Annotated in this window: 19 protein-coding genes; 17 read left to right on the forward strand and 2 right to left on the reverse strand. The window is 40.2% G+C overall.

Features of this window, described 5'->3' with window-relative positions:
• Nucleotides 1-332 precede the first annotated feature (332 nt).
• The 3 genes from RG47T_RS13870 (at nucleotide 333) to RG47T_RS13880 (ending at nucleotide 6,956) form a co-directional block, all read left to right on the forward strand.
• On the forward strand, nucleotides 333-3,506 hold the full coding sequence (locus tag RG47T_RS13870; protein ID WP_074490024.1) for a SusC/RagA family TonB-linked outer membrane protein: 3,174 nt from the start codon (nucleotides 333-335) through the stop codon (nucleotides 3,504-3,506).
• A gap of 5 nt (nucleotides 3,507-3,511) precedes the next feature.
• Entirely contained in the window at nucleotides 3,512-4,957 is a 1,446-nt protein-coding gene (locus RG47T_RS13875; protein WP_074490025.1) for a SusD/RagB family nutrient-binding outer membrane lipoprotein, read from the forward strand.
• Nucleotides 4,958-5,465: 508 nt separating this feature from the next.
• The gene (locus RG47T_RS13880; protein ID WP_074490026.1) at nucleotides 5,466-6,956 is read left to right on the forward strand and encodes a serine hydrolase domain-containing protein; all 1,491 of its coding nucleotides are present in this window, start codon (nucleotides 5,466-5,468) and stop codon (nucleotides 6,954-6,956) included.
• Nucleotides 6,957-7,457: 501 nt separating this feature from the next.
• On the opposite strand, the gene RG47T_RS13885 is transcribed toward RG47T_RS13880, so the two are convergent.
• The gene (locus RG47T_RS13885; RefSeq protein ID WP_074490027.1) at nucleotides 7,458-8,327 is read right to left on the reverse strand and encodes a YitT family protein; all 870 of its coding nucleotides are present in this window, start codon (nucleotides 8,325-8,327) and stop codon (nucleotides 7,458-7,460) included.
• A gap of 13 nt (nucleotides 8,328-8,340) precedes the next feature.
• Entirely contained in the window at nucleotides 8,341-8,919 is a 579-nt protein-coding gene (locus RG47T_RS13890) for an HD domain-containing protein (RefSeq protein WP_074490028.1), read from the reverse strand.
• Between the two features lie 223 nt (nucleotides 8,920-9,142).
• Between RG47T_RS13890 and RG47T_RS13895 the strand changes: the two genes are divergently transcribed.
• From RG47T_RS13895 to RG47T_RS13945, 14 genes are all read left to right on the forward strand, one after another.
• Nucleotides 9,143-10,450: a sensor histidine kinase gene (locus RG47T_RS13895; protein WP_074490029.1), complete on the forward strand. Its 1,308-nt coding sequence runs from the start codon at nucleotides 9,143-9,145 to the stop codon at nucleotides 10,448-10,450.
• Nucleotides 10,451-10,519: 69 nt separating this feature from the next.
• On the forward strand, nucleotides 10,520-12,661 hold the full coding sequence (locus RG47T_RS26755; RefSeq protein WP_074490030.1) for a sensor histidine kinase: 2,142 nt from the start codon (nucleotides 10,520-10,522) through the stop codon (nucleotides 12,659-12,661).
• Nucleotides 12,648-14,762 (forward strand): sensor histidine kinase, encoded by a 2,115-nt coding sequence (locus RG47T_RS26430; RefSeq protein WP_074490031.1) that lies wholly within the window; start codon nucleotides 12,648-12,650, stop codon nucleotides 14,760-14,762. Before RG47T_RS26755 ends, RG47T_RS26430 begins: the two co-directional genes overlap by 14 nt.
• Before the next feature lie 24 nt (nucleotides 14,763-14,786).
• The gene (locus RG47T_RS13910; protein ID WP_074490032.1) at nucleotides 14,787-15,167 is read left to right on the forward strand and encodes a response regulator; all 381 of its coding nucleotides are present in this window, start codon (nucleotides 14,787-14,789) and stop codon (nucleotides 15,165-15,167) included.
• Complete coding sequence (locus RG47T_RS13915) at nucleotides 15,167-16,210, forward strand: adenylate/guanylate cyclase domain-containing protein (RefSeq protein WP_171972527.1); 1,044 nt, start codon at nucleotides 15,167-15,169, stop codon at nucleotides 16,208-16,210. Before RG47T_RS13910 ends, RG47T_RS13915 begins: the two co-directional genes overlap by 1 nt.
• 420 nt (nucleotides 16,211-16,630) lie before the next feature.
• Nucleotides 16,631-16,903 carry a TIGR03643 family protein gene (locus RG47T_RS13920; protein WP_074490034.1) on the forward strand — a complete coding sequence of 91 codons (273 nt, stop codon included), beginning with the start codon at nucleotides 16,631-16,633 and terminating at the stop codon, nucleotides 16,901-16,903.
• 8 nt (nucleotides 16,904-16,911) lie between these two features.
• Entirely contained in the window at nucleotides 16,912-18,198 is a 1,287-nt protein-coding gene (locus RG47T_RS13925; RefSeq protein WP_074490035.1) for a DASH family cryptochrome, read from the forward strand.
• Nucleotides 18,199-18,704: 506 nt separating this feature from the next.
• Nucleotides 18,705-18,872: a hypothetical protein gene (locus tag RG47T_RS26075; protein ID WP_171972528.1), complete on the forward strand. Its 168-nt coding sequence runs from the start codon at nucleotides 18,705-18,707 to the stop codon at nucleotides 18,870-18,872.
• A gap of 46 nt (nucleotides 18,873-18,918) precedes the next feature.
• Nucleotides 18,919-19,086 carry a class I lanthipeptide gene (locus tag RG47T_RS26080; RefSeq protein ID WP_171972529.1) on the forward strand — a complete coding sequence of 56 codons (168 nt, stop codon included), beginning with the start codon at nucleotides 18,919-18,921 and terminating at the stop codon, nucleotides 19,084-19,086.
• 363 nt (nucleotides 19,087-19,449) lie between these two features.
• Nucleotides 19,450-19,614 (forward strand): hypothetical protein, encoded by a 165-nt coding sequence (locus RG47T_RS26085; protein WP_171972530.1) that lies wholly within the window; start codon nucleotides 19,450-19,452, stop codon nucleotides 19,612-19,614.
• Between the two features lie 43 nt (nucleotides 19,615-19,657).
• On the forward strand, nucleotides 19,658-19,822 hold the full coding sequence (locus RG47T_RS26090; RefSeq protein WP_171972531.1) for a class I lanthipeptide: 165 nt from the start codon (nucleotides 19,658-19,660) through the stop codon (nucleotides 19,820-19,822).
• A 272-nt stretch (nucleotides 19,823-20,094) separates the two neighbouring features.
• Entirely contained in the window at nucleotides 20,095-20,451 is a 357-nt protein-coding gene (locus RG47T_RS13935) for a response regulator (RefSeq protein ID WP_074490037.1), read from the forward strand.
• Nucleotides 20,452-20,458: 7 nt separating this feature from the next.
• On the forward strand, nucleotides 20,459-23,596 hold the full coding sequence (locus RG47T_RS13940; RefSeq protein WP_074490038.1) for a lantibiotic dehydratase: 3,138 nt from the start codon (nucleotides 20,459-20,461) through the stop codon (nucleotides 23,594-23,596).
• Complete coding sequence (locus tag RG47T_RS13945; RefSeq protein ID WP_074490039.1) at nucleotides 23,589-24,278, forward strand: biotin/lipoyl attachment domain-containing protein; 690 nt, start codon at nucleotides 23,589-23,591, stop codon at nucleotides 24,276-24,278. Before RG47T_RS13940 ends, RG47T_RS13945 begins: the two co-directional genes overlap by 8 nt.
• Nucleotides 24,279-24,806: the final 528 nt, after the last annotated feature.

The following is a 24,806-nucleotide window of genomic DNA, read 5'->3' on the forward strand; positions in this document are numbered from 1 at the left end:
TAATAAATGATTAATATACTGGATGGTCTGATAAGCCTATCCATAAACAATAATGAAAACGAACGCCTACCCCCACCAACGTAAAAACATATCACACCAGAAATCTTATATCCTGGGATATAAATGTTATGCGTCATTTTCACATCTGAGCATCTTACGATGTTGTTGCTGATCCCGCCGATAATCTTTTAGTTAATACCCGCTTAAGGCTGGCGCCCCGCTTAGGTTATCACCAATAAATCATTTTTTTAATAAAACATACTTACCCGGAGAGCCCTAAATACGCTCATCCCACTATTGTATGCTTTATAAATCTGCTAAAAATTAAAACTATGCTAAAAATTTACAAATTCATAATGGCATTTGCGTTGCCATTAATTTTCGCTCAAACGCTTTACGCACAGTCTGTGGTGGTAAGTGGAGTTATTACATCCAAGTCAGACGGACTTCCATTACCAGGCGTTAGTATATTGATAAAGGGAACTACCACGGGTACCCAAACAGATATCGATGGTAAGTTTACCTTACATCCCCACATTAACGATGTTATCAGGGTATCATTCACCGGTCTTTCCACGCAGGAAATCACTATAAAACAAGCAGAAACTAATTTACAAATTGCATTGCTGGATGGGCAGAATGCACTTAACGAGGTGGTTGTAACGGCACTTAACATCTCTAAAGACAAAAAGTCGTTAGGGTATACCGTGCAGGGCTTAAAATCTAAGGATATATCCGAAGCTAAAGAAACCAACCTGGTTAATGCTTTAAGCGGTAAAATTGCAGGTGTAAACGTAACAAACAGTCAGGGCGATATGGGGTCATCACGAATTGTTATTCGCGGTGAAACCTCTATTTCTGGTCCTAACCAGCCTCTATTTGTGGTTGATGGTGTACCTGTTGATAACAGCCAGTTTTTAGGCACAGGCGGTTCCAGAGATTTTGCTAACGGTGTAGCTGATATTAATTCGGAAGATATTGAGTCACTTACCGTACTCAAAGGACCAAATGCTGCTGCGCTTTACGGTTACAGGGCGGCAAACGGCGTTATATTAATTAAAACTAAAAATGGCAAAGGTTCTAAAGGTTTAGGCGTTACCATCAACTCAAATACCTCATTTTCAAACATTCTGGGCTTGCCTAAATATCAAAACGAATATGGCCAGGGTTCAAATGGTAAATTTAGCTATGTTGACGGCAAAGGCGGAGGCGTTAATGATGGTATTGATGAAAGCTGGGGGCCGGCACTTAACGGGCAGCTGATACCTCAATTTAATTCAAATGGTGTGGCTGTGCCTTTTGTTGCGCATCCGGATAATGTACGCAGTTTCTTTAAAACAGGTGTTACTTTAAATAATGGAGTTTCGCTAGCAAGCTCTGGCGATAAATATGATTTTCGCCTGGGTTATAATAACCTTCATCAAACCGGTGTAATTCCAAACTCAGAACAAGGCCGAAATTCATTTATACTGAATGCTACTTATAGAATTACACCCAAACTAACCTTAACAACTGTTGCCAATTATATTAAAGATGATGCAGCCAATTTACCAGGATCGGGCGGTAGAAGAGCTACCAGCACCATGTTACAGTTTACCTGGTTTGGCCGCCAGGTTGATGTAAGCCAGTTAAAAAACTACATAAATGCCAATGGCAACACCTTTAACTGGAACAACAGCTATTACAGCAACCCATACTTTATGGCTTATGAAAATACAGTTGGCCAGACAAAAAACCGATTTATAGGAAGCGCCGAATTAAACTACAAGATTATAGACGGCTTATCGGCAAACTTCCGCACGGGTACAGATTATTACAACGACCGCCGCAAGATAAAAATAGCTTACGGTACCAACGGTACACCCTATGGATCATACGAAGAAGATGCCTATGACGTTAGCGAAACTAATACCGAAGGCAGGTTGCAATACACCAAAAAATTAAATAAAGATTTCTCGATAGATGCTTTGCTGGGTGGTAACATACAAGCAAACTCTTTTGAAGAAAACGACCAAAAGGCACCTAAACTGGCTGTTAGCGGTTTGTACACACTAAGCAATTCGCGCGACCCGCTGATCTCTTCAAATGTTTTCAGTAAATATAAAACGTATAGCTATTTCGCATCGGGCCAACTTGGTTTCAGAAACTATGCATTTTTAAATTTTACTGCCCGTAATGATTGGTCGTCTACCCTGCCAAAAGCAAGTTTATCTTACTTCTATCCTTCTGTTAACGGAAGTTTAGTATTATCAGAAGCCCTGGATATTAAAAGCAACGTGTTGAGTTATTTAAAACTGCGCGGCGGCTGGTCTAAAGTAGGTAAGCCAACTACGCCCTACCAGTTGATCAATACATACGACTTTACCGCTCCCTTCGGCACTAATCCGCAGCAAAGCGCTAACAGTACAGATCTTAATCCAAACTTAAAGCCAGAGACCACCACATCTGCAGAGGCCGGATTTGAAGCAGCCTTTTTTAATAACAGGATACGTTTAGATGCAACCATTTACAATACCAACACTATTAACCAAATACTTAATGTTAATGTAAGCCAATCTACCGGCTATATCCAAAAACTTATTAACGGCGGTAAAATCAATAACAAAGGTTTAGAGGTACAATTAGGTTTAACCCCGGTAAAAGTTAAAGATTTTAGCTGGGATGTTAATGTAAATTATTCGCGCAACAAAAGTAAAGTTGTTTCATTGGATAACACGGCCAGTTTACAAAGCTACCTGTTAGGCTCAGACGGTACAGTACAGGTATTGGCAGCAGTAGGCAAGCCTTATGGCTCTATTTACGGGCTTGACTTTCAACGCAATGCCAACGGACAAGTTATTGTAAACGCAGATGGTACACCTGCTGTTAACCCTACCATACAATATTTAGGGAAATACACTCCAGACTGGCTGGGAAGTATTAATAATAGCTTTACCTATAAGAACTTTAACTTAAGTGTACTGATAGATGCACACGTAGGCGGCTCGATCTATTCGGGAACCAATGCCACAGGCACTTATACGGGTATCTTGGCATCAACCCTACCAGGTCGCGGTGCAAATAACGGTGGTATAGGTTATTATACAGTAGGTTCTACTAATATTGCAACAAACGCTTCGGCAGGCCCTAATGGCGAAACTGTTAATCACGATGGTATAATTTACAACGGCGTAAATGCCAATGGCAGCCAAAACACCACAATTATATCAGCACAGTCCTACTATAAATCGCTTACCAATGCTGATGCGCCGTTTGTATACAATGCAACTTATGTAAAATTAAGAGAAATAAAATTAGGCTACGCGGTGCCTCAGAGATGGGCAAAAGCCATCGGTTTCCAGGCGGCCAGCTTTGCTGTAGTAGGCCGTAACTTATTGATTATTCATAAAAATGCGCCCAACATCGACCCGGAAACAGCATTTAATACAGGTAATGGCCAGGGGCTTGAAGATCTTACTTTACCTACAGTGCGCAACATTGGTTTTAACATCAATCTTAAATTCTAATTATTATGAAACTTAAATATATCTCTATACTACTATCGGGTTCGCTATTGTTAACAATGGTAACATCATGCAAGAAGGAACTTGTAGATACCAATCAAAACCCAAATGCAACTCAGAATCCACAGCCGGATTACCTGTTAACCGCAGCTATAAAAAACACTGCCGATACTTATTGGGGCGTAAGCAACAATATGGGTGCGGGTTTGCTGATTGTACAGCATTGGGCCAAAATTCAATACACAGATCCCGACAGGTATATTTTTACCAATACCTCGTTTCAAGATCTTTGGAGCATTGGCTACTCTAAAAGTATAGTTAACCTAAATAAGATCATTTCTTTGGCAGACGCTCAGGCTAACCCCAATTACAAGGGAGTAGCACTGGTACTGCGTTCGTGGGTATTTACACTGCTTACCGATCAATATGGCAATGTTCCTTACAAACAGGCCATTAACATTGATCAGTACCTTACTCCTGCTTACGATACGCAAAGGGATGTTTATTTCGCATTACTTGATGATTTGAAAGCAGCACAGGCAGATCTTGACCCTAATGGCAAAGCAATTGCCGGTGATGTTGTTTACACAAATAATATCTCTGCATGGAAAAAATTCGCCAATTCACTGCGTTTAAGAATAGCTTTACGCATTGCTGACCGCGAACCTGCTAAAGCTCAACAAGTTTTAGCCGATATTCAGGCCGAGGGAAGCGGTTATATTAGCTCAAATGCAGGCATGGCACAAATGGTTTATCTCGACTCGCCTAATCAAAACCCGATCAGCAATTTGTTTGATACCCGCGATGACTATCGCATCAGTAAAACTATTGTCGACAAATTATTTGAACTGAACGACCCGCGTTTGCCAATTTACGCAAGCCCAACAGCAGACGCAACTCCGCAAACTTACGTGGGTATTCCCAATGGTTTGTTAGTTGGCGATGCCAGTAACCTGGGTTTAAGTAAAACATCTAAACCAGGTGCATATTTCCGGGCGCCACATGCACCGGCAGTAATAATGAGTTATGCCGAAGTTTTATTTGATCAGGCTGAGGCCGTAGCCCGCGGATTTATATCAGGAGACGCTGCCGGTTTGTATAATCAGGCCGTAACTGCCTCGCTCAACCAGTACGGCATTACCGATAACACAGTTTTAAATAATTATTTAGCACAGGCATCGGTTAAATATGACGCTTCAAATTATAAAAAATCAATAGGTAACCAAAAGTGGATTGCGCTGTTTGGCGAAGGCCTTGAGGCATTTGCGGAATGGCGTAGGCTTGACTACCCGCAATTACAACCTGCTGTTGCAGGTACACTAAATGGCAAAATACCTGTAAGATTCATATATCCTGGAACGGAGCAATCACTTAACGGCACAAGCTATACGGCCGCGGTTGCAAATCAAGGTCCGGACGTTTTAACCACTAAACTTTGGTTCGATGTAAATTAATTCTCTACGTTAATCTAAATATTTAATTTAGGTATTGCTTAATGAACTGATTTTTTAATTAAAGGCGATTAGGCAAAAAACTAATCGCCTTTTTATATAAACATGCTACACAAGAATCAATAAAAATATCCTTAAAATAGATTGAGGCTTTATTATTCAATTCAGTTACACGAGAGCAGTGTCTTTATATTCATTGCCAATTGTTGTGTTTAAGGTTTTAGTTAAAGGTGCTGTCGATAAAGGGGGTGAGTATCTGATGGAGCAATACCCCTAATTCATCATAATGAGGCCTATTTGTTAGATCAAGATACTTTAAATAGTTTTGCAAACGAAAAAAGTTGAGTAGTACTGTAAATAACTCAACTTTTCCCAGCTCCCGATAGTATCGTTTTTTCGAACCAATTTATTGAGAAATTAAGAAGAATTGGAAATTTGGGGAAAGATGCTTTAAAAGAGCGTAACTGAATACATATTTTAGCGCTCATAATATCAATCGCTTTTATACTTTATGAAATTTAAATTTTTTACTTTATCACTGTTAATTCAATTAGCCTTAATAACTGCATCTGCTATTGCACAACAACTTTCCACTTCAGACAGCATAGATAATTTTATCAAAGCTAAAATGCTACAGCGCCATATACCGGGCTTGCAGCTAGCAGTAGTGCGTAATGGCAAAATTATTAAAGATATTACCTTTGGCACAGCCAACCTGGAATACAATATAAAGGCTACTGATCAGACCATCTTTTCTGTTAACTCCATCACCAAAGCTTTTGTAGGTGTGGCCGTGATGCAACTGGCCGAGGAACATAAGCTAAAAATTACCGATCCACTTTCCCGTTACCTGGATAGCCTACCTGATACCTGGAAGAATATTACGTTGCAACAAGTCCTGACACATACCTCTGGCCTGCCAGATATTCTGGATGCCGAAGAGCAGGTAATAGGCCACAACAATGAACTGGAAGCCATGCAGAAAGTAAAGATGCTACCCATTGAGTTTAAGCCGGGCGAGAAGTTCCGTTATAACCAAACCGGATATGTGCTCGTTGGGCAGATTATTACCAAACTGAGTGGTATGCACTTTACCCAATTCATTGAAGAACGGCAGTTCAAAATAGCAGGAATGAAACTAACGCGCTTTGGTGATTCTTATGATGTGATACCCAACTATGCAGGTGCTTATACCATGACCCGGCAGATGGGTGATGACTTTGTGCGAAATAGAACCCCAGGCCAGGCGTATATGCAATTCCCGATATTTTTCAGAACAGCAGCTGGCATTCAATCTACTGCTACCGATATGGCTAACTGGGTAATTGCGTTAAAAAGTGGAAAGCTGCTCAAGCAAGCCTCCAGCATTGATCTGCTATGGACACCGGCTATCCTGATTAATGGCAAAATTGGAGGCTTTAATAGACTCACCAATGGTTATGCGCTGGGCTGGCCTACTGTAACTCGGGAGGAGCACCCTGCGGTTGGCCCGGTGGGTGGCGGCAGATCGGCGCTGTTTGTCTATTTAAAGGATGACCTTTCTATTATAGTGCTTACCAATTTGTTGCAAGGCAATCCGGATCAATTCATTGACGAGATTGCGGGCTACTATATTCCTGAAATGCACGAGGCCAACGGTTTTGGCTTGCCGAAAAATCTGAAAAAATTAAGAGCCGGGCTATTGCAGCAAGGATTTGACCAAGCGATACCAGTTGCCGCCCATTTAAAAAAGAATGACCCAACTTTTAGCCTGAGCGAGAACGAACTTAACGGCTGGGGTTATCAGCTTTTAGGTCAAAAAAATATACTCGCAGCCCTGTCCATCTTCAAGTTAAACGTGTCGATGTATCCGCAGAGTGCAAACGCTTATGATAGCCTGGCCGAAGTGTTGGAAGCTGCTAATAACCCAACATTAGCACTGGTTAACTATAAAAAGTCGTTGGCCTTGGATCCGCAAAATAAACATGCGGCTACCCGGATAGAAGCACTTACAGCCAGGTAATTTGGGTTAGTAATAAAAAATTAACCGAAGCATCTAAATTAGCAAATCATCCTTTAATCATTGGCTCAATTAAGGCTATTTTAGCCTTAATTGAGCCAATGTAACTCCCGCTAATGCTCCAGTTAAGATTATAAACTCCATTAATTTTATCAATTATATTCTAAGCATTTATAATAGCCTCTACATCAGCAAATAAAGGCTGACCGATTGCTTGTTCCTTATACTTGAAAATTAGCTTGTTAGGAGAAATCGTAATGGGCTTTTCATTCTTATTTGAGCTAATTACGTTATTTTCCGCATTCCTTCCGGCTCCACTTAAGGAGATAGTGAATTATGATTATCTCCTTTTTATGCGATTAACACATTGGGATAACTAATTTAATTTTTTGTTAAAAAAGCAGGCATCCGACTTTTATTTACGCCGTTAACCATACCATAGAAAATCGGATATTTATAAACGTTCTAAGATTCAGACCGTTGCCAACTATTGAGGTTAATTTACTAATGGCGCGGTTTACGCTTCAGAACGCCTCCGGCTGCTTCTTTGATGGTGCTGGTAAAAATAAATGCTTTGGGATCTATATCATGTACCAGGTTACGCAAGCGGCGTACTTCAAGGCGTGTTACAATGGTAAAAACAATGTCTACCGGTTGGCTAATATCAAAGCTTTCTTTTAAAAAGCCGCGTTCGCCTTTAAAAACAGTTATGCCGCGGCCAAGCGACATTACCAATTGTTCTTTAACCTGCGTGCTTTCGCTCGAAATAATGGTTACGCCCGTATATTCTTCCAGGCCTTCAATTACAAAGTTAATAGTGCGCGATGCCGTGTAGTAAGTTAAGATAGAGTATAAAGCTGTTGGCAGCCCCAGTTCAATGGCGGCAATAAGAAATATAATAATGTTGATGCCTAAAATAATTTCGCTGATGGTGAAACTAATGCGACGGCCGGTGTATAATGCCAACACCTCGATGCCATCAAGCGCGCAACCTCCGCGTATAGCAAGGCCTACGCCAATACCCATAAAGGCACCACCAAATATAGATACCAGTAATTTATCGGATGTAATTTGCGGATAAGGAACAAAGGATAAACATAACCCCAATCCTATTACTGCTATAAAGGTTTTAATAGCAAAGCTTTTATTCACTTGGAATGCCCCCATGAGAATAAAGGGAATATTACATATTACAATTACGTAAGCAATATTAAAATGATAAAGCTCGTGCAATAGAAGTGATATACCGGTAACACCACCATCAAAAAACTGATTGGGTACCAGAAAACTTTTAAGGGCAAACCCGCAAAATAATATACCTGCCACAATATAAACGGTATCAATAAGCCAATGGGGTAATTGCGGTTGTTTCACTTTAGTTTTATAATTATTTTATCTGCGCTTTAATTGCTGCTAAGTTAATGTCTTTTTGAGCTTGGCGCGAGTTAATTGCAGTTTGGGTAAAAAAATGATGATTTTCTAAAAATTTTACCTGTATTAAGTTCCACTCTTGTTTGTTGCTAACAGTGCCGACAGCTAAAAGTTCCTGATATAGTTTATCACTGATAGGCCAAAAATCCTCGCGGCCCAGGTAATCAAGGTCGGCATCGGCTAATATTTGTTCTAAATGATTTTGAGGTAATTGCGGTACTTTTGTAGCGCGAATTAATGCACATAATGTGTCAATTTCATCAGTGCTGTATTCAAAATCGGTTAAACTATCTATTGCTATCCGGCATGATTCTTCTTCATGCTCATCCGTCCTAATCAGAAAGCCGCTATCATGATACCATGCCGCAGTAAGCAACAGTTTCATTTGCTGCGGGGCTATACCTTCCTGTAAAGCTATCCTTTCAGCTGCGCTGTACACATCAAGAGTATGATTTACATTATGGTAGGTGAAATGCGCAGATAACTCAGTACGCAGTTTATTCACAATAAATTCTCCCGCCTGTTCAAACAACATCTTTGCCGTGTTTTGCCGTGCTAATATATTTAAATGTTTTCATACGCGATAATACATCTGACTAACCTTGTGGTATATTTTGTTAATCAGATTACTATGTGCACATCATTTGTTTATCCGGCTATAAATTGGTTAATTGAGTAATTAATTATCTTGGCTAATTAATGGTCATATCCATTTTAATTAAACGAATACCAATCATCCTATAAATTTAATATAAGTAATGTATATAATTTACTTCCTCGCAGCATTTTTGCTGACACTCCGTTTAAAAAAGATATTGAGTAATACACCGATGTATTATAAATGGAAGAATCAGCTCAATTACGCCTGGGGAATTTGGGTTATTTATGCTATTGCACAAAGCACATTGGGTGGCATTGCCATTAGCATAGTTGGTTGCCTGGTGTTGCTTGGTCTGTTGCAATATTTAAACAGGGAACCCGATTTTGAACCCTTTAAGTTTTATATCGATGCACACTATCCATTAGTTGCTGTTGGTTTATTAGATGCCCTTACCGAATTAATAGCCCCCGATTTTCATGATAAATGGAACAGTTACTTTGGTTTTGCGACACTGGCTGCTTTTGCCTGGATATACACCCGTTGGCTTAACTCTAAAAAACAACGCGAAGAGTTACAAATAGCAACCCAGCGGAACACCGAATTAGACAGGCTTGTAACCGAACGTACTGCCGAACTTACCAAACAAAAAAATGAGTTGCAGGAAACAGTAAAACTTTTACAGGCTACCCAAGCGCAATTAATTCAACAGGAAAAACTGGCCTCGCTGGGCGAACTTACCGCCGGCATTGCGCATGAGATACAGAACCCGCTAAACTTTGTGAATAACTTTTCGGAGGTAAGTATGGAACTTATTGATGAAATGGAGGAAGAGTTAAACAAAGGCGATACCAAAGAGGCTATTGCTATTGCCACTGATATTAAGCAAAACCTGGAAAAAATTATCCACCATGGCAAACGTGCCGATGGCATTGTTAAGGGTATGCTGCAACACAGCCGTTCTGGTGGCGACGTTAAAGAGCCTACGGATATCAACAAATTGGCCGATGAATACCTGCGCCTTGCCTACCACGGCCTGCGTGCCAAAGACAAACTGTTTAATGCCGAACTGGTAACCCATTTTACCGAAAACTTACCCGAGGTAAACATCATATCGCAGGATGTGGGCAGGGTTTTGCTCAATTTGTTTAACAACGCTTTTTATGCCACCCAGCACAAAAAGGCAAATGCCGGTGCAGATTATAAACCAACAATTGAACTGAGCACAACACTGGATGGCAAAAATATCAGGATAACAGTAAAAGATAATGGAATGGGTATCCCCGATGCTATCAGGGATAAAATTATGCAGCCTTTCTTTACTACTAAACCTACTGGCGAGGGTACTGGTTTAGGCTTATCACTTAGCTATGATATTATTGTTAAAGGGCACGGCGGGAATATTGAGATAGAAAGCAAGGAAGGTGAATTTACAGAGTTTATAATCTCCTTACCCTTAGCAAAATAGGCATTGTAGCAAGAGCTTTAAGTTGTGAAAGTTCATGATTACTGTTATCTTAGCCTCAACCCTAATTAAATGACACTTAACCCTTTCCAGTTACTTTTTGCTATTCTTTTTACGCTTACTTTAACTGTTAAGGCGCAAGTAAAACCTGTTAACTATAATGCTATGCCTGCTAATGGCATTACGCTGGATACAGGATGGCGTTACAGCCCCCAGGATAATCCCCAATTTGCAGAGCCTGCTTTCAACGATGCTTCGTGGGGGGGCATTAACCCAATATATCCGCCACATCGTATTCCACAACTTAAGGGAGCTAAAATAGGTTGGTTAAGGTTGCATTTTAAAACCGGGCCTAATTTGGGCAGCAGGCCATTTATTTTTGATATGTTGCAAAGCGCTGCTTCCGAAATATACCTTGATGGGAAATTAATAGGTAAATACGGTACCCTAAGTGCCAATCCATCAAATGTAGTACCGCTTGGCCTCAACCTCCAAAATCAGGAAGTTTATCTTACACAGGGTGCCGAACACGTATTTGCAGTAAGAATTGCACCCTGGCGCGGCCCTGCCATAAACTCCAACTGGTTGTATTTGTGCCAAATAACACTCATAGATGCTAATCAATATATAGAAATAACCAAAACAACCATTAAAGGCGATGAAGTTTATATTGCGCTCACTTCCGTTTTTTTCCTGTTAAGCCTGCTCCATCTCGCTTTTTACAGGTATGACCCCACACAACGGGCCAATCTTTTTTTTGCAGTATATGCCATAATTTCAACCTTAGGATTTTTGGGAGTGGTTATGCAAGGCGAGGTTCAGGATTGTAGAATTTGGCTGTGCGTATATGTCCCAGCTTTTTTAACTACGTTAATGGGGGCCGTATGGGTAATCAGGGCTTTGGGTACTTTATTCAGTTTCAAAATAAACCGACTTGAAATAGGCTTATGGTGTGTTTATATCATTACTTCATTCTTAATTATATTTTGGCAAATCAATAGGCCCTTTTTTACAGGGCTTATCATTTTTGGCCTGGTACAAATATGGCTTACGGTTAAGGCCTTACGTATGAAAAAACGTGGTGCCGGTATTATCGCTTCCGGCTTTGCAGTTTCTGTAGTAGCGCTAGCCCCATTTTTATTCGGGGTAACCATTAGCGACCTCACGCATCAGCTATTAATTCTGATCTTATTTTTGGCACCTGCATTGGGCATATCGCTTTACCTGGCCCGTGAATTTGCGCTGGATAGCAGCCTGCTGCGCAAAAAACTGGTACAGGTAGAAACGCTTTCGGTACAAAATTTGGCGCAGGAGCAGGAGAAACAACAATTGCTTGCCCGGCAGAATGACAACCTGGAAAACGAGGTTGCTGTGCGCACCAGTGAATTGCAAAGATCGCTCAGTGAACTTAAATCAGCTCAAACCCAGTTGATCCAATCAGAAAAAATGGCTTCACTGGGCGAGCTTACCGCAGGCATTGCCCACGAGATTCAAAATCCTTTAAACTTTGTCAATAATTTCTCGGACGTAAACCGGGAAATGATAGACGAGCTTAAAGAAGAGTTAAAAGCAGGGAATATAGATGAAGCCCTGGCCATTGCCAATGATATTCAGCAAAACGAAGAAAAAATCATTCAGCATGGTAAACGTGCAGATAATATTGTAAAAGGCATGCTGCAACACAGCCGCAGCAATACAGGCGAACGGCAGCTTTCGGATATCAATACCATTGCCGATGAATTTTTGAAACTTTCTTACCACGGGCTAAGGGCGAAAGACAAATCGTTTAATGCCGATCTGGTTACCCATTTTGCTGAAAGCCTGCCGTCGGTTAATATGGTACCACAAAATATTGGCCGGGTATTACTTAATCTGTTTAACAATGCGTTCTACGCGGTTAATCAAAAGAAAAAAATTGCCGGTGCAGACTATAAACCAACAGTTGAAGTCACCACCGTTTTAAAAGATAATTTTATCGAGATTATAGTTAAGGATAACGGCCAGGGCGTATCTGATGCCATAAAAGATAAAATAATGCAGCCCTTTTTCACTACCAAACCAACAGGAGAAGGTACAGGGCTTGGTTTATCACTTAGCTATGATATTATAGTTAAAGGGCATTCGGGAAGCATAGCAATAGAAAGTACGGAAGGATTGGGTGCTTCATTTATCATTAAACTGCCTTTAACCAGTAAAAACAATGAAAGTGTTTAAATTGATATGCGTACTGCTATTACTCATTAGTTTTGATGCAGCAGCGCAAAAAAATACATTTCCCGAAGCTTTTAAAATAACTGCCGATACCGCTGCCTCGCTGAATATCCCAGATGCTAACTGGCAATACCTTTTAGAAAAAAAACCACTTACCATAGCACAGGTTTCGAGCCCGGAATATTCGACATTGTTTAAAAAGAATGATAAGGCGGACAAATCATACCAGGAATATTGGGTTCGTTATAAGGTAAAGAACACGCTTAACAAGGTATTGGAAATTACTATTCTGGGTAGGCAGGATGCTGCTATTTTCATATCTGGTTCTGATGGGAAATGGCACTATTACCGTACAGGTTTCCAGGTACCTTGGAGCCAAAGGGATGGACTAAAAAAAGTTGATCAAATTATATATAAATTGCCTGCCGGAAACGAAATTACAGTTTACAAGCGCGACATCTGTTATAGTTCAGATACCGACCCTATTCCCATTATCGGCTTTAAAGATGCAGTACTGTACGCACGTTATGTTAATAATGATAGTGATGCGGCAGATCTGTTTGCCGCCGTTATATTCGGAATTTTACTATTTGCAGCACTTATTAACCTGTTCTTTTTTTATATCATCCGCGAAAAGGTATATCTTCTTTACAGCATTATGCTTGTGTTGGGCGGGTTAAGTATATTTTCGCCAGGTATCAGCCTGCTATTTAGAGAATACCCTCAAATTTACTTCTATGGTAGTCTTTTTCCCTGGGCTATTAGTGTTGGCCTTTCAATTTTAGTTACTCTAATGTTTTTGGATGTTCGTCATAACTATCCACGGTTATACAAACTACAATGTACCATAAGTTTGGTACTGGTTATTGCTTTGCTGTTTTTATTTATAAATTCTGAGATAAGGGTATTGAAGGGCTATGATTACTTATTGGAGTATATTATTGCTCTGCTCGTAGTTGTTTCAGTCTTAAGCATTATAGTAATCAGCATTATAGATTGGTATAAGAAAAGGCGTTCTGCAGGGTTATTTATGCTAGCCGTTTTTCCGTTCTTTGTTTTTTTTATCAGCTCATTTTTTCTGCCTGATTGGTTTAACGTTGTTCTTAAGTTAAGCATTATATGGGCTGTAGTAGTTATATCCTGGTCTTTGTTTAACCGTTATAAAGGGGTGCTTAATCTAAGCATCCAGCAATCGCTGGATAAAGAACGCCTATTGCGTGAAAAGGAGGAAGAACGTAACGAATTAATAGCCAAACAAAACGATTTGCTAGAACAGCAGGTAACAGAGCGGACTGCAGAACTGCAGCATTCATTAGAGAACCTCAAAAAAGCTCAAACCCAACTGGTGCAATCAGAAAAAATGGCTTCCCTGGGCGAGCTTACCGCAGGCATTGCGCATGAGATTCAAAACCCGTTAAACTTTGTCAATAACTTTTCGGATGTAAACCGTGAAATGATTGATGAATTGAAAGAAGAATTAAAAGCGGGTAATGTAGATGAAGCATTGGCCATTGCAAATGATATTCAGCAAAACGAAGAAAAAATTATTCAGCATGGTAAACGTGCCGATAACATTGTTAAGGGGATGCTGCAGCACAGCCGCAGTAATACAGGCGAGCGGCAGATTTCTAACATTAATACTATAGCCGATGAGTTTCTGAAGCTTTCTTACCACGGGCTTAGGGCAAAAGACAAATCGTTTAATGCAGATCTGACCACACATTTTTATGATAACCTGCCGCTAATTAATATCGTAGCTCAGGATATAGGCAGGGTGCTGCTCAATCTTTTTAACAATGCTTTTTACGCGGTAAATCAGCAAAAGAAAACAAAAGGCGCTGAGTACAAACCCGAGGTTTCTGTAGCTACCGGTATAGAAAACGGCTACATCGTTGTTACAGTGACGGATAATGGCATTGGCATTCCTAATGAAATAAAGGATAAAATAATGCAACCCTTTTTTACGACCAAGCCAAGTGGAGAAGGTACCGGTTTAGGCTTATCATTAAGCTATGACATTGTGGTAAAGGGGCATGGCGGTAAAATAGAGATATTAAGCGAGGATGGTAGCTATACCAGATTTGAAATAAGGCTACCTGTATAATTAAAAGAAGTATATTTAAGGCAAATGAAAATATTGGTAGTGGATGACGAGGCTGATGTACAGCCTCTGTTTTTACAGCGTTTCCGGAAAGAGATCCGGGAACATGAGCTGGAATTTGATTTCGCTTTATCTGGCGAAGAGGCGCTTGTTTATTTACAGGAGAAACACTCTGAAGTGGTGTTAATCCTTTCTGATATTAATATGCCGGGAATGAGTGGTATTGATCTCTTGTCGAGAATAAGGCATGATTATAATGCCCCGCCTCCCCCAATAGTGATGATGATAACTGCTTATGGAGATGATGAAAATCACCGCCAGGCAATTGAAAACGGTGCCAATGATTTTTTAACCAAACCGTTAGACTTTAGTTTACTAAAAGAAAAACTTAAAACCTTATTAGCATAATGGCCAAGATATTGGTAGTGGACGATGAAGAAGATCTGGAGTTGCTGATAAAACAAAAGTTCAGACGTAAAATCAGAGAAAATATCTACGAGTTTGTTTTTGCCCGCAACGGCGAAGAAGCGCTTGAGAAAGTGAAAGAACACCCGGATCTGGATATTATTTTGAGTGATATTAACATGCCTGTGATGGACGGACTAACCCTGCTTAGCCGTTTGCCCGAAGCCAACCCCATGCTAAAGGCGGTGGTTGTATCAGCCTATGGCGATATGCAGAATATCCGCATGGCTATGAACCGGGGCGCTTTTGATTTTGTATGTAAGCCGGTTGATTTTGACGACCTGGATGTTACCATGGAAAAAACAATTACCCATGTAAAGCAATTACAGGAAACAATAAAGGCCATTAAAGAAAATAACATACTTAAAATGTATGTGGATGAGAACGTACTAAACTTTATGACCCATAAAGAGTTTGAAGGCAGCTTGTTGAAAAACGAAATGCTGGAGGGTACAGTAATGTTTATTGATGTGTGCAGCTTTACCGCAATTACCGAACATGCATCAGCAAATGAGGTTGTAAAGTTATTAAACAGTTTGTTTGATACCATTGTAAAGGGGATTATAGCACAGGGTGGCCATATAGATAAATTTATGGGCGATGCCGTGATGGCGGTTTTTAAAGGCAAATTCCATTTAGACCGGGCTATAGATACCGCCTTGGCTGTTAGAGCGCAAATAAACGAGCTCGAACAATTTACGGCCGGCGATAAAACCTATCAGCTGCAAATTTCAATCGGTATTAACTCAGGCGAAATGATAACCGGTAATATAGGTTCTGTATCCTTAAAACGCCTCGATTATACCGTTATAGGTGATGTTGTTAATGTAGCCCAACGCCTTCAATCAACCGCAAAAGCCGGACAGATTATTATTACAGAGGAAATACATAATCAAGCACAGATATCCTTTAAGTGCGAAAAAATTGGTATTGTGAATCTGAAGAACAAAGCCAATTCTGTAACTATATACAATGTAATTGAATAACCGGTTATTATACCGCCCTGCAGCAAGCTTATCTAAAAATCTAAAAAAATGGAATTAGGTGTTCGACCTGAATCCTACTTACTCGATAATACAATAAAAAAACTCCTATAAATTAATATTTATAGGAGTTTTTTTATTTTCACGTGCAGTATAGCGGGTTACCACCTGGTTACTTTTTCATTGGTAACCGCTAGTGGTTTTATGTCATATATCATTTTTTCCAAAATGTTCCCAAAGGTTTATTTAAAAGTTATTTCCAACTCCGGAAATAATTTGATGCTGATGATCGTAGCTACTTCATATTGGTATTTTGGTACCAACAATTGCAATATTAGAAATACCTAATTAAATCTGATTTACAAGACAGCAATGGTACAATATCGTTTTATTAATTTATTTTTGGTATAAAATTATACAATTATGGTTGATCGTAAATTTGATTTAGAGGCTATTGACCGTATTATCGAGATGGCTTGGGAAGACCGCACTACATTTGATGTAATAAAGCTGCAATTCGGCATTGGCGAACAGCAGGTTATAGAATTGATGCGCAAAGAAATGAAGCCATCCAGCTTTAAGATGTGGCGCAAACGGGTACAAGGGAGGAAGACTAAACATGGCAATTTATCCGGCAGGTTTAAATGTGACAGGCAAAAGCAAATTAGTAACAATAAAATCAGCAAACGAAATTAACCGCTTTCATGCTTTCTAAAAAAATTGCCTTAGTCTGGTTCAAAACAAATCTTCGTTTACAGGATAACGAATGTTTGGCGAAAGCGGTGGCCGAGAATGACTTGATCGTACCGTTTTATTGCATGGATGACGAACTTATTGGAACATCTAAGTTCGGGTTTAAAAAGACAGGAGATTTCCGGCTGAAATTCCTGAAAGAAAGTTTGCAGCAACTGGATGAAGAGCTACGTAGCGCAGGCTCTGGTTTAGTCCTCTTAAATGGAATCTCTGAAAAAGTGATTTTTAAACTCGCCAAAGAACAAGGTGCGCAACGTATTTATGCCGAAAAAGAAGTAGCCCCCGAAGAGTTGAACACTCAGCAAAAAGTTGCCGGTGAACTGTCGAAATTGAATTGTACTTTTTCAACATTTGAATGCCGGAATCTTTTGCATTCGGTAGATCTCCCGTTCCCGATTGGGCAATTGCCGGATGTGTTTACGGAATTTAGAAAGCGGATAGAAAAGACGGTTGCCATTAGGCAAGTGCTGCCAAAGCCACCATCAATCGCTTCTCCTGAAATTGAAGCTATGAATTTGACCCTGATCACTTCAAATGTAATCGCTGATCCGCGCGCCGCTATAGAATTTGAGGGTGGAGCGAAAGCCGCACATGAACGCATACAACACTATTTTTATCAAACAAAGGCTTTATCAACCTATAAAGAAACCCGTAACGGGATGGTAGGTGAACAATATTCTTCTAAATTTTCTGCATGGTTGGCTTTGGGCTGCATTTCTCCTAGAGAGATCTATGAAGCAATAAGAAATTATGAAGCAATTTATGGCGCAAACGACTCTACTTATTGGTTGATATTTGAGTTGCTTTGGCGGGATTTTTTCGGATTCTGCATGGAGAAAAATAGCTTGCGTTATTTCTTACCATCAAGTAACCAACAATTAAAATCAGCCGATAATGAGCAGTTTAAAACCAAATTAAAAAAGTGGATCAATGGCCAAACCGGCGTGCCATTTATAGATGCTAATATGATCGAATTAAAACTAACCGGTTTCATGAGCAACAGGGGCCGGCAAAACGTTGCCAGCTATTTCTGCAACGATTTACAGTTAGACTGGCGCTACGGCGCGGCTTATTTTGAGCAACAGCTAATTGACTATGACGTGTGCAATAACTGGGGAAACTGGGCTTATCTTGCCGGCGTAGGTAACGACCCCAGACTTAACCGATATTTTAATATAGCCAAACAAGCATTAACTTACGACCCTAATAATGCTTTTCAACATCTTTGGCTCTTATAATCAATTCAGTTACGCTCATTTTCCCTACTAGTTAGCATTGTCATAACCTTCTGTTTTTTTAAGTTGTGAGTATAAAAAAGAAATGCTGATAATTAGTTTTTTCTATACACATTGGCTTGCTATTCAAAGCGTTTTTCTAAACAGACACGGTTAGCACCGGGGAAGGTCGTTATAATTATAATAACTGCATGAACCGCTCGACGAAAGTATCTGGTTACACGCTTTTACAGCCCATACGGCAAGTTTTTCTCTTCTATTCATAATAGCCTCCGGCGCATTCATCTCCGCAGTGGTATTACGGTATGATTATGCCTTTGCATAAACAGCACAAATTAAACAGCCTCACCTCCCCTTACTTCTTGATAACCGGTTATTTTTTACCTCCTATTATTTAATGATTTGCGGTTAAAATCTTTAGGTTGTCGAAGCAATCCTAGCATTAGTCGAATAAAATACCTGTTGCGCAAATACTCGCCTACATTTGATTCAACGAAAAACAAAAGACCATGAAAGAGAGCAACTTACTTAATGATTTTTTTGAAGGTTCTGATTCATCACAGGGCTTTTACCCAATGGACGAGCAATCACTAAACACAGTTTATGGTGGTGGTTTCGACACTGACACAAGCGGCATTTTAAACCTGATGCCGGCCAAAAATGATCTAATTAGCTAACAGATACAATAAACCAATTTAATTCACATTTTAAAAAACAAACATCATGTCAAAAGAAAACTTTAAACAACCATTAGACCTTGCCAAAGAAGTAATTGCAAAATTAGATGACGAACAATTAAAAGAAGTTGAAGGCGGTACTGCTGTACCAGTTTCATGCAACGGTGGCATCCTTTCTTGCTTTACTGCTTCAGAAACTGAAGAAGCTCAATAAGCAAAACTTCCCGGTACAAAACAAAACAGACCGTCTCAGTAAATTTTGAGCGGTCTTTTTGTTTTTATATAATTCCTTCAGAACTATAGTATACACAAGTTTAACCAGCATAAATTACCCTTTATGAGAGTTTGGCATCTGCACTGGTAATAGTTTTCCATTAAACGCCGAGTATAGCGGCACTGCTAATAACACAAATATTAATAAGGATAGCATAGAGCGACTTAAAGTATACAGACAAAAGAACATGTTAAGGACAGCTATCCGCCAAACCATTATGTTGTCGAACCAAATGGGGCTTTAGTCGAATAAAATACCTGTTGAGCAGCAGCTTATATACCTTTAGTTAAAACAAAAAAGACCATGAAAGAAAAAAACATACGCAACGATTTTTTTGAAAGCACTGATGCTTTGCAGGGCTTTTACCCGATGGATGATGAACTACTGGACAAGGTTCACGGCGGTGGCTTTGATACCGACTTTACAGGCATCTGGGACATATTAACCGATGATGACCTGCTGGATTAACAGCAGCAACGCAAATTATTCACCTCAAAAAAAATATAATATCATGTCAAAAGAAAACTTAACAATCCCCCTGGCGCTGGTTAAAGACATTATTGCCAAGCTTGATGACGAACAGCTGAAAGAAATTGAAGGCGGTTCTACAGCCCCGGCATCATGCACCGGCGGTATTTTATCGTGCTTTACAGGCGGTATACAGGAAGAAGCTTAATACCGCAAAGGCTGCCAAATAACTGGTAGCTTAATGCTCATCTGCTTTTGGCACTCAGACCTTCAAGGCACATCCGCTTAAAGTTAAATTTACAGTTAAATTTTGGTGTAGCTAAATAGTTAACGTTGTCGAGCCGATTAAGCACTTCGTCGAAAAAAGAAAGCCAAAGGTTAATTATCCGATAGCTTTGATACTATCAAAAAAGAGTGCCGCAAGGGGCAAATTATACGATTTTAAGCGCTCTTTATTTAACAACATGTACTGCAAATATCATGGAACAGCCTATAAAATGTGTAATAATTGACGATGAAAAGCCGGCTATTGACCTGCTTGAACATTATATTAATAATGTTGATTCATTGGTTCTGGTATGTAAGTTTAGCCACATAGATAGCCGTGTAAAACTACTTTTGCAGGAAGCACAGGTAGATGCCATATTTTTAGATCTGAGTGTAAAGGGCTCGAAAGAATTTTTTGCCGAAGCCATGGACCAATATACCTGCATATTAACCACAGCCTATCCCGCAGCTATGCTTACAGATTTAAAAATTACCCATTTGCTCAATAAACCCATCTTGTTTGAGAAATTTCTGAGAATAGTGAACAAAATATTTGTGGACATTAATTAAACCGATTATGAAAAACATAAGCCCTTTCGATTTTTTTATCATGCGCAAACCTCTGCTTCCGTATCAAACCATAAGCAGAATTAATGATATATTAAAAACTTCGGAAGCCGGTTTTACTATCGCGTTAAAACAATTTTACACTGATCCGCTGATACAGGACGCTATCTACATTTCGTCGCCCGAGCTCTTTGAGCAGATGATTCATTGGATTAATGCGGATGACCAGGATTCAAAAAACAGCAAAAAAATAGTAAAGACATTATATCAATATTTGCTCCGTATGTCGGGTCGGTGCACCCCATTTGGCCTTTTTGCGGGCTGCAGTATGGGCGGGGTAGCAGGCAAAGGCTATGAGGTTAACTTCGATCAGCAAAATCCCTTATATAAAAGCTCGAGGCTGGATATGTGGCACGTGGCCGAGCTGGCCAGCTTTTTAACCAACCATCCGCTTATAAAAACACAGCTTAATTACGCGGTTAACAATACACTGTATAACCAGGGTACAGAATATTACCGCTACACCGAATATAAATTTGCCAAAGGCAAGCGCCAATACTTTTCTTCAGAAATCAAGCGTTCGGTTTATCTTGACGATGCCCTGTCGGCAGCTAGGCAGCCTGTATCATTTAATCAATTGGTAGCCTGCATTACGGCCCTTAACATACCAGTTGAACAAGCTCAGGAATTTATTCATTCGCTAATTGATAACCAGATTATCTTATCAGATCTTGAACCCTCAGTGAGTGGCGATGATGCCTTTGAAACGCTCATTAATCGCCTGCAAGGGCTTCAACAAATAGTGCACCTAATTGATCCGCTAAAACAGATCAAAGACATTCTTAGTACAAATGAGAGCGAAAAGTTAAAGTTTGAACAAATCAGCACATTGTTAACCGAACATTTTTTTGCACCAGGCACAAAAGACCTTATCCAGACGGACCTTTATTTTAATACCTCAAAAAATACCTTAGGCTATGACGTTATTGAACCATTAACAATCGACTTACAGCAGGTAAGCCGACTACTAAAAGTTAGAAAAAGCAAAAACCTTGACGACTTTAAGAGCCGCTTTATAGCGCGTTACGAAGACCAGGAGGTTGCCTTGCTCAAAGCAATTGATGCCGAATCGGGCATTGGGTATGGCCTTGCTAAAGGCGACCGCAGTACCTTTACCCCACTTATAGACGGGCTGATCTTCTCTGGATATGTTGCTGCCGAAAAATCATTCAGTATGGATAAGCTAAACCGCTGGCTTAAGGCAAACTTTAACCCAAATACGCCTGTAATGCAACTGAGCAATGCCGATATTGACCAATTGGCAGAACCTGAACAAAAACAGGATTTATCGCATACAGCTTATATACTGGGCAGCTTGTTTAAGGCCGAAGATAGCTGCTTGTTTAACCTCAAATCATTCGGCGGTAATTCGGGTGCAGATTTATTGAGCAGATTTGGCAGCTCGTGTACCGGCTTAAAGGAAAACCTTTTAAACTGCACCGAATTCGAGCAGCAAAACAACGATAAGTTACTCGCAGAAATTATCCATCTGCCCGAAGCTCGCGTTGGTAATGTGGTAATGCGCCCTAATATGCGGGCGTTAGAAATTCCGGTACTGTCGCCATCTTTATTACCCCCCGAACAGCAAATACCGTTAAGAGACTTAATGGTAAGCGTAAAAAACAACCGCATTATATTAAGATCGCAACGGCTCGACCGCGAAATTATACCCAAACTAACCAATGCACACAATTATGCGCTTGGCTTAAACAGCTACAAATTTTTGTGCGACCTGCAAGGCCAGGGTTGCCTGGCAGGTTTTACCTGGAGCTGGGGCTATATGAGCGACGAAGCCTATTTACCGCGGGTACAATACAACAGCATAATTTTATCAAGAGCCCAATGGAAACTGGCTGCAATTAAGAAAAACGAAGAAGCCAATATCACCTACGATAATTTAAAAAGCACCTATAACCTGCCTGAGCAGGTTACACTTGTTGAAGGTGATAACGAACTGCCCCTTGACCTCACCTTGGGTATCAGCCTCCAGATACTTACAGACAAGCTTACCAAAGGGGGCGTAACTATAAAAGAAAACCTCGACGCCCAATACGGGCATATTATTAATGAGCCAGGCAAAGGCAGTTATTGCAGCGAGCTGATAATCCCTGTAAAAACAATTGATGCCGAAAAACCAATTGCTTTGGCTAAAAAATCGCCAACTACCAGTACTTTTAAACCTGCTGTTACGCATGCATTTGCACCAGGCAGCCAATGGTTTTATATAAAAATTTATACCGGGCATAAAACTGCCGACAAAATTTTGAAAAAAACTTTGCTGCCGCTAATCAACACTTTTTTGGCTGAGCAAAAGATAGAAAAATGGTTTTTTATCCGCTATGCAGACCCTGATGCACATTTGCGTATACGGTTTTATCATTCCAGCCGACCTGATTTCTGGAAGGATGTAATGGATGCCTTATACACCCATCTGACCGATTACCTCACCGACGGTACGATTGCCCAAATACAAATTGATACCTACAAGCGCGAATTAAACCGTTACAGTGCAGCCTGTATAGAGCAGGCCGAAGCTATATTTTATAATGATAGCGAAGCTGTTGCCGAATTTTTAACCTACCTAAATGGCGATGCAGGCGAACGCTACCGCTGGTTGTTTGCCCTCAAAGGTGTTGACAAACTGATGGACGATTTTGATTTTTCATTGACCGAAAAAATGGAAACCATCACCCGTTACAAGGATGCTTATTTTAAAGAATTTAAGGTAGATAAAGCTTTCGAAGTACAGCTTAACGATAGATATCGCAATGTATCGGGCCTTATTTATAAATTTTTGAGTGGCACCTATTTTGGTGAAGACGTTAAAATAATGAACAATATTTTAACGCTGCGTTCGCAAAATAATATTGCGCCTGTGCAAGGCATTAATCAGTTAACTGCCGATGGCATAATAACGGCCGGTTTTAGCAAAGAAGTTATCAGCAGTTATATACACATGTTTTTAAACCGTGTATTTTTGGCAAACCAACGCAAGCACGAACTTATTGTGGCACATTACCTGCACAAATATTATAAATCTGTATTGGCCCGAAACCCTTCACCTGCCTTAGTAAATATTTATGGATAAGTATACTTATTTAAACTCTTCTGAGATTACCGAAATTATCGGCGATCCGCCCAAACGCCTTGTGGTTTACGGCACCAGCATGGTATTATTTACTATTTCATTAATTATCGGTGTTACCTCGCTTATTCAGTATCCCGATATGATTAAAAGCAACGTTTTTGTATCGCTGGAGAAAAATGCCTCCTACATTATTGCCAACCAGCCTGGCCTGTGCACGCACGGCACCGACTCTATTGCCCTTACCGGCAAGGCCGTAAGTGAAATACACGACGACAGCAATCAGTCGATTCCATTATATACCAGGCAAAATGGCACGCTATACTATATCAAATCATCCGGCGATCGTGTGGCCAAAGGCGATACCATTGCTGTTGTTGTGCCCGATAAAAACAGCTATACCTTTAAGGGGACATTAAATCTCGCCAACTTTGATAAAGTGCGCGTAGGTATGCCTGTTAAAATAAATTTAAAATACAACACCGGCAAAGGCAACAATGGTACACTTAACGGCCAGGTTACCCAGGTATCGCAAATTGTAACCGAAAATCACTTTGCCTTTTCGGGCCATATACAGCTCAATAAACTAAACAGCTTTAACAAAATGCCCATATTAAACGGCTACGCTACCACTGCCGAATTAACCAACAAACATATTACCCTGTTAAACAAACTGCTTAATTAAGCGTCGAAATCTTCTACCTAAACCACCACAATTGAGATGCCCCGAAAGGGGCATTTTTTGTTTGCAGGGATTTGGTAACGAGGTGTAGCACATGTTAATCTTCGCTCTCCTGGGAGGTAATAGCCTATGAAAGACATGATATTCCAGAATTTGGGGCATGTGCGATTCCCTTTCTTGGAGAGAATTCGTGTATCCATATTTTTTCATGCCCCATGGGGGCTGCTTGTTTGTAGGAATAAATGTTTATTGAGCTTTGTCTCGTTAGGGGCTACCCACTCACAACCAAGTAATTTATCTGCTAAGCGAGGGACGCACCTACGGAGCCTTCTTGTTTTTATTGATCTATCTACAAATAGGTAGCCCCGACGTGGCAGCGTGTCCTAAAGCTTTCTCTGGCAAAGATATGGGAACTACAGTGTCCTCACATCTTTCGAAGCAAACCAATAAACTTGTAAAGCATGAAGCTTTGAAACTATTCTGATATAAAACGAAAAAGCCCACCAGTATTGGCGGGCTTGGGTCAGTTAG

The sequence above is a fragment of the Mucilaginibacter polytrichastri genome, assembly GCF_001911425.1.
GTDB lineage: Bacteria > Bacteroidota > Bacteroidia > Sphingobacteriales > Sphingobacteriaceae > Mucilaginibacter > Mucilaginibacter polytrichastri.

What these genes read in the sequence shown, in the direction of transcription:
- RG47T_RS13870 (WP_074490024.1), top strand. Translation starts at nt 333, where the DNA reads ATGCTAAAAATTTACAAATTCATAATGGCATTTGCGTTGCCATTAATT.
- RG47T_RS13875 (WP_074490025.1), top strand. Translation starts at nt 3,512, where the DNA reads ATGAAACTTAAATATATCTCTATACTACTATCGGGTTCGCTATTGTTA.
- RG47T_RS13880 (WP_074490026.1), top strand. Translation starts at nt 5,466, where the DNA reads ATGAAATTTAAATTTTTTACTTTATCACTGTTAATTCAATTAGCCTTA.
- RG47T_RS13890 (WP_074490028.1), bottom strand. Translation starts at nt 8,919, where the DNA reads ATGTTGTTTGAACAGGCGGGAGAATTTATTGTGAATAAACTGCGTACT.
- RG47T_RS13895 (WP_074490029.1), top strand. Translation starts at nt 9,143, where the DNA reads ATGTATATAATTTACTTCCTCGCAGCATTTTTGCTGACACTCCGTTTA.
- RG47T_RS26755 (WP_074490030.1), top strand. Translation starts at nt 10,520, where the DNA reads ATGACACTTAACCCTTTCCAGTTACTTTTTGCTATTCTTTTTACGCTT.
- RG47T_RS26430 (WP_074490031.1), top strand. Translation starts at nt 12,648, where the DNA reads ATGAAAGTGTTTAAATTGATATGCGTACTGCTATTACTCATTAGTTTT.
- RG47T_RS13910 (WP_074490032.1), top strand. Translation starts at nt 14,787, where the DNA reads ATGAAAATATTGGTAGTGGATGACGAGGCTGATGTACAGCCTCTGTTT.
- RG47T_RS13915 (WP_171972527.1), top strand. Translation starts at nt 15,167, where the DNA reads ATGGCCAAGATATTGGTAGTGGACGATGAAGAAGATCTGGAGTTGCTG.
- RG47T_RS13920 (WP_074490034.1), top strand. Translation starts at nt 16,631, where the DNA reads ATGGTTGATCGTAAATTTGATTTAGAGGCTATTGACCGTATTATCGAG.
- RG47T_RS13925 (WP_074490035.1), top strand. Translation starts at nt 16,912, where the DNA reads ATGCTTTCTAAAAAAATTGCCTTAGTCTGGTTCAAAACAAATCTTCGT.
- RG47T_RS26075 (WP_171972528.1), top strand. Translation starts at nt 18,705, where the DNA reads ATGAAAGAGAGCAACTTACTTAATGATTTTTTTGAAGGTTCTGATTCA.
- RG47T_RS26080 (WP_171972529.1), top strand. Translation starts at nt 18,919, where the DNA reads ATGTCAAAAGAAAACTTTAAACAACCATTAGACCTTGCCAAAGAAGTA.
- RG47T_RS26085 (WP_171972530.1), top strand. Translation starts at nt 19,450, where the DNA reads ATGAAAGAAAAAAACATACGCAACGATTTTTTTGAAAGCACTGATGCT.
- RG47T_RS26090 (WP_171972531.1), top strand. Translation starts at nt 19,658, where the DNA reads ATGTCAAAAGAAAACTTAACAATCCCCCTGGCGCTGGTTAAAGACATT.
- RG47T_RS13935 (WP_074490037.1), top strand. Translation starts at nt 20,095, where the DNA reads ATGGAACAGCCTATAAAATGTGTAATAATTGACGATGAAAAGCCGGCT.
- RG47T_RS13940 (WP_074490038.1), top strand. Translation starts at nt 20,459, where the DNA reads ATGAAAAACATAAGCCCTTTCGATTTTTTTATCATGCGCAAACCTCTG.
- RG47T_RS13945 (WP_074490039.1), top strand. Translation starts at nt 23,589, where the DNA reads ATGGATAAGTATACTTATTTAAACTCTTCTGAGATTACCGAAATTATC.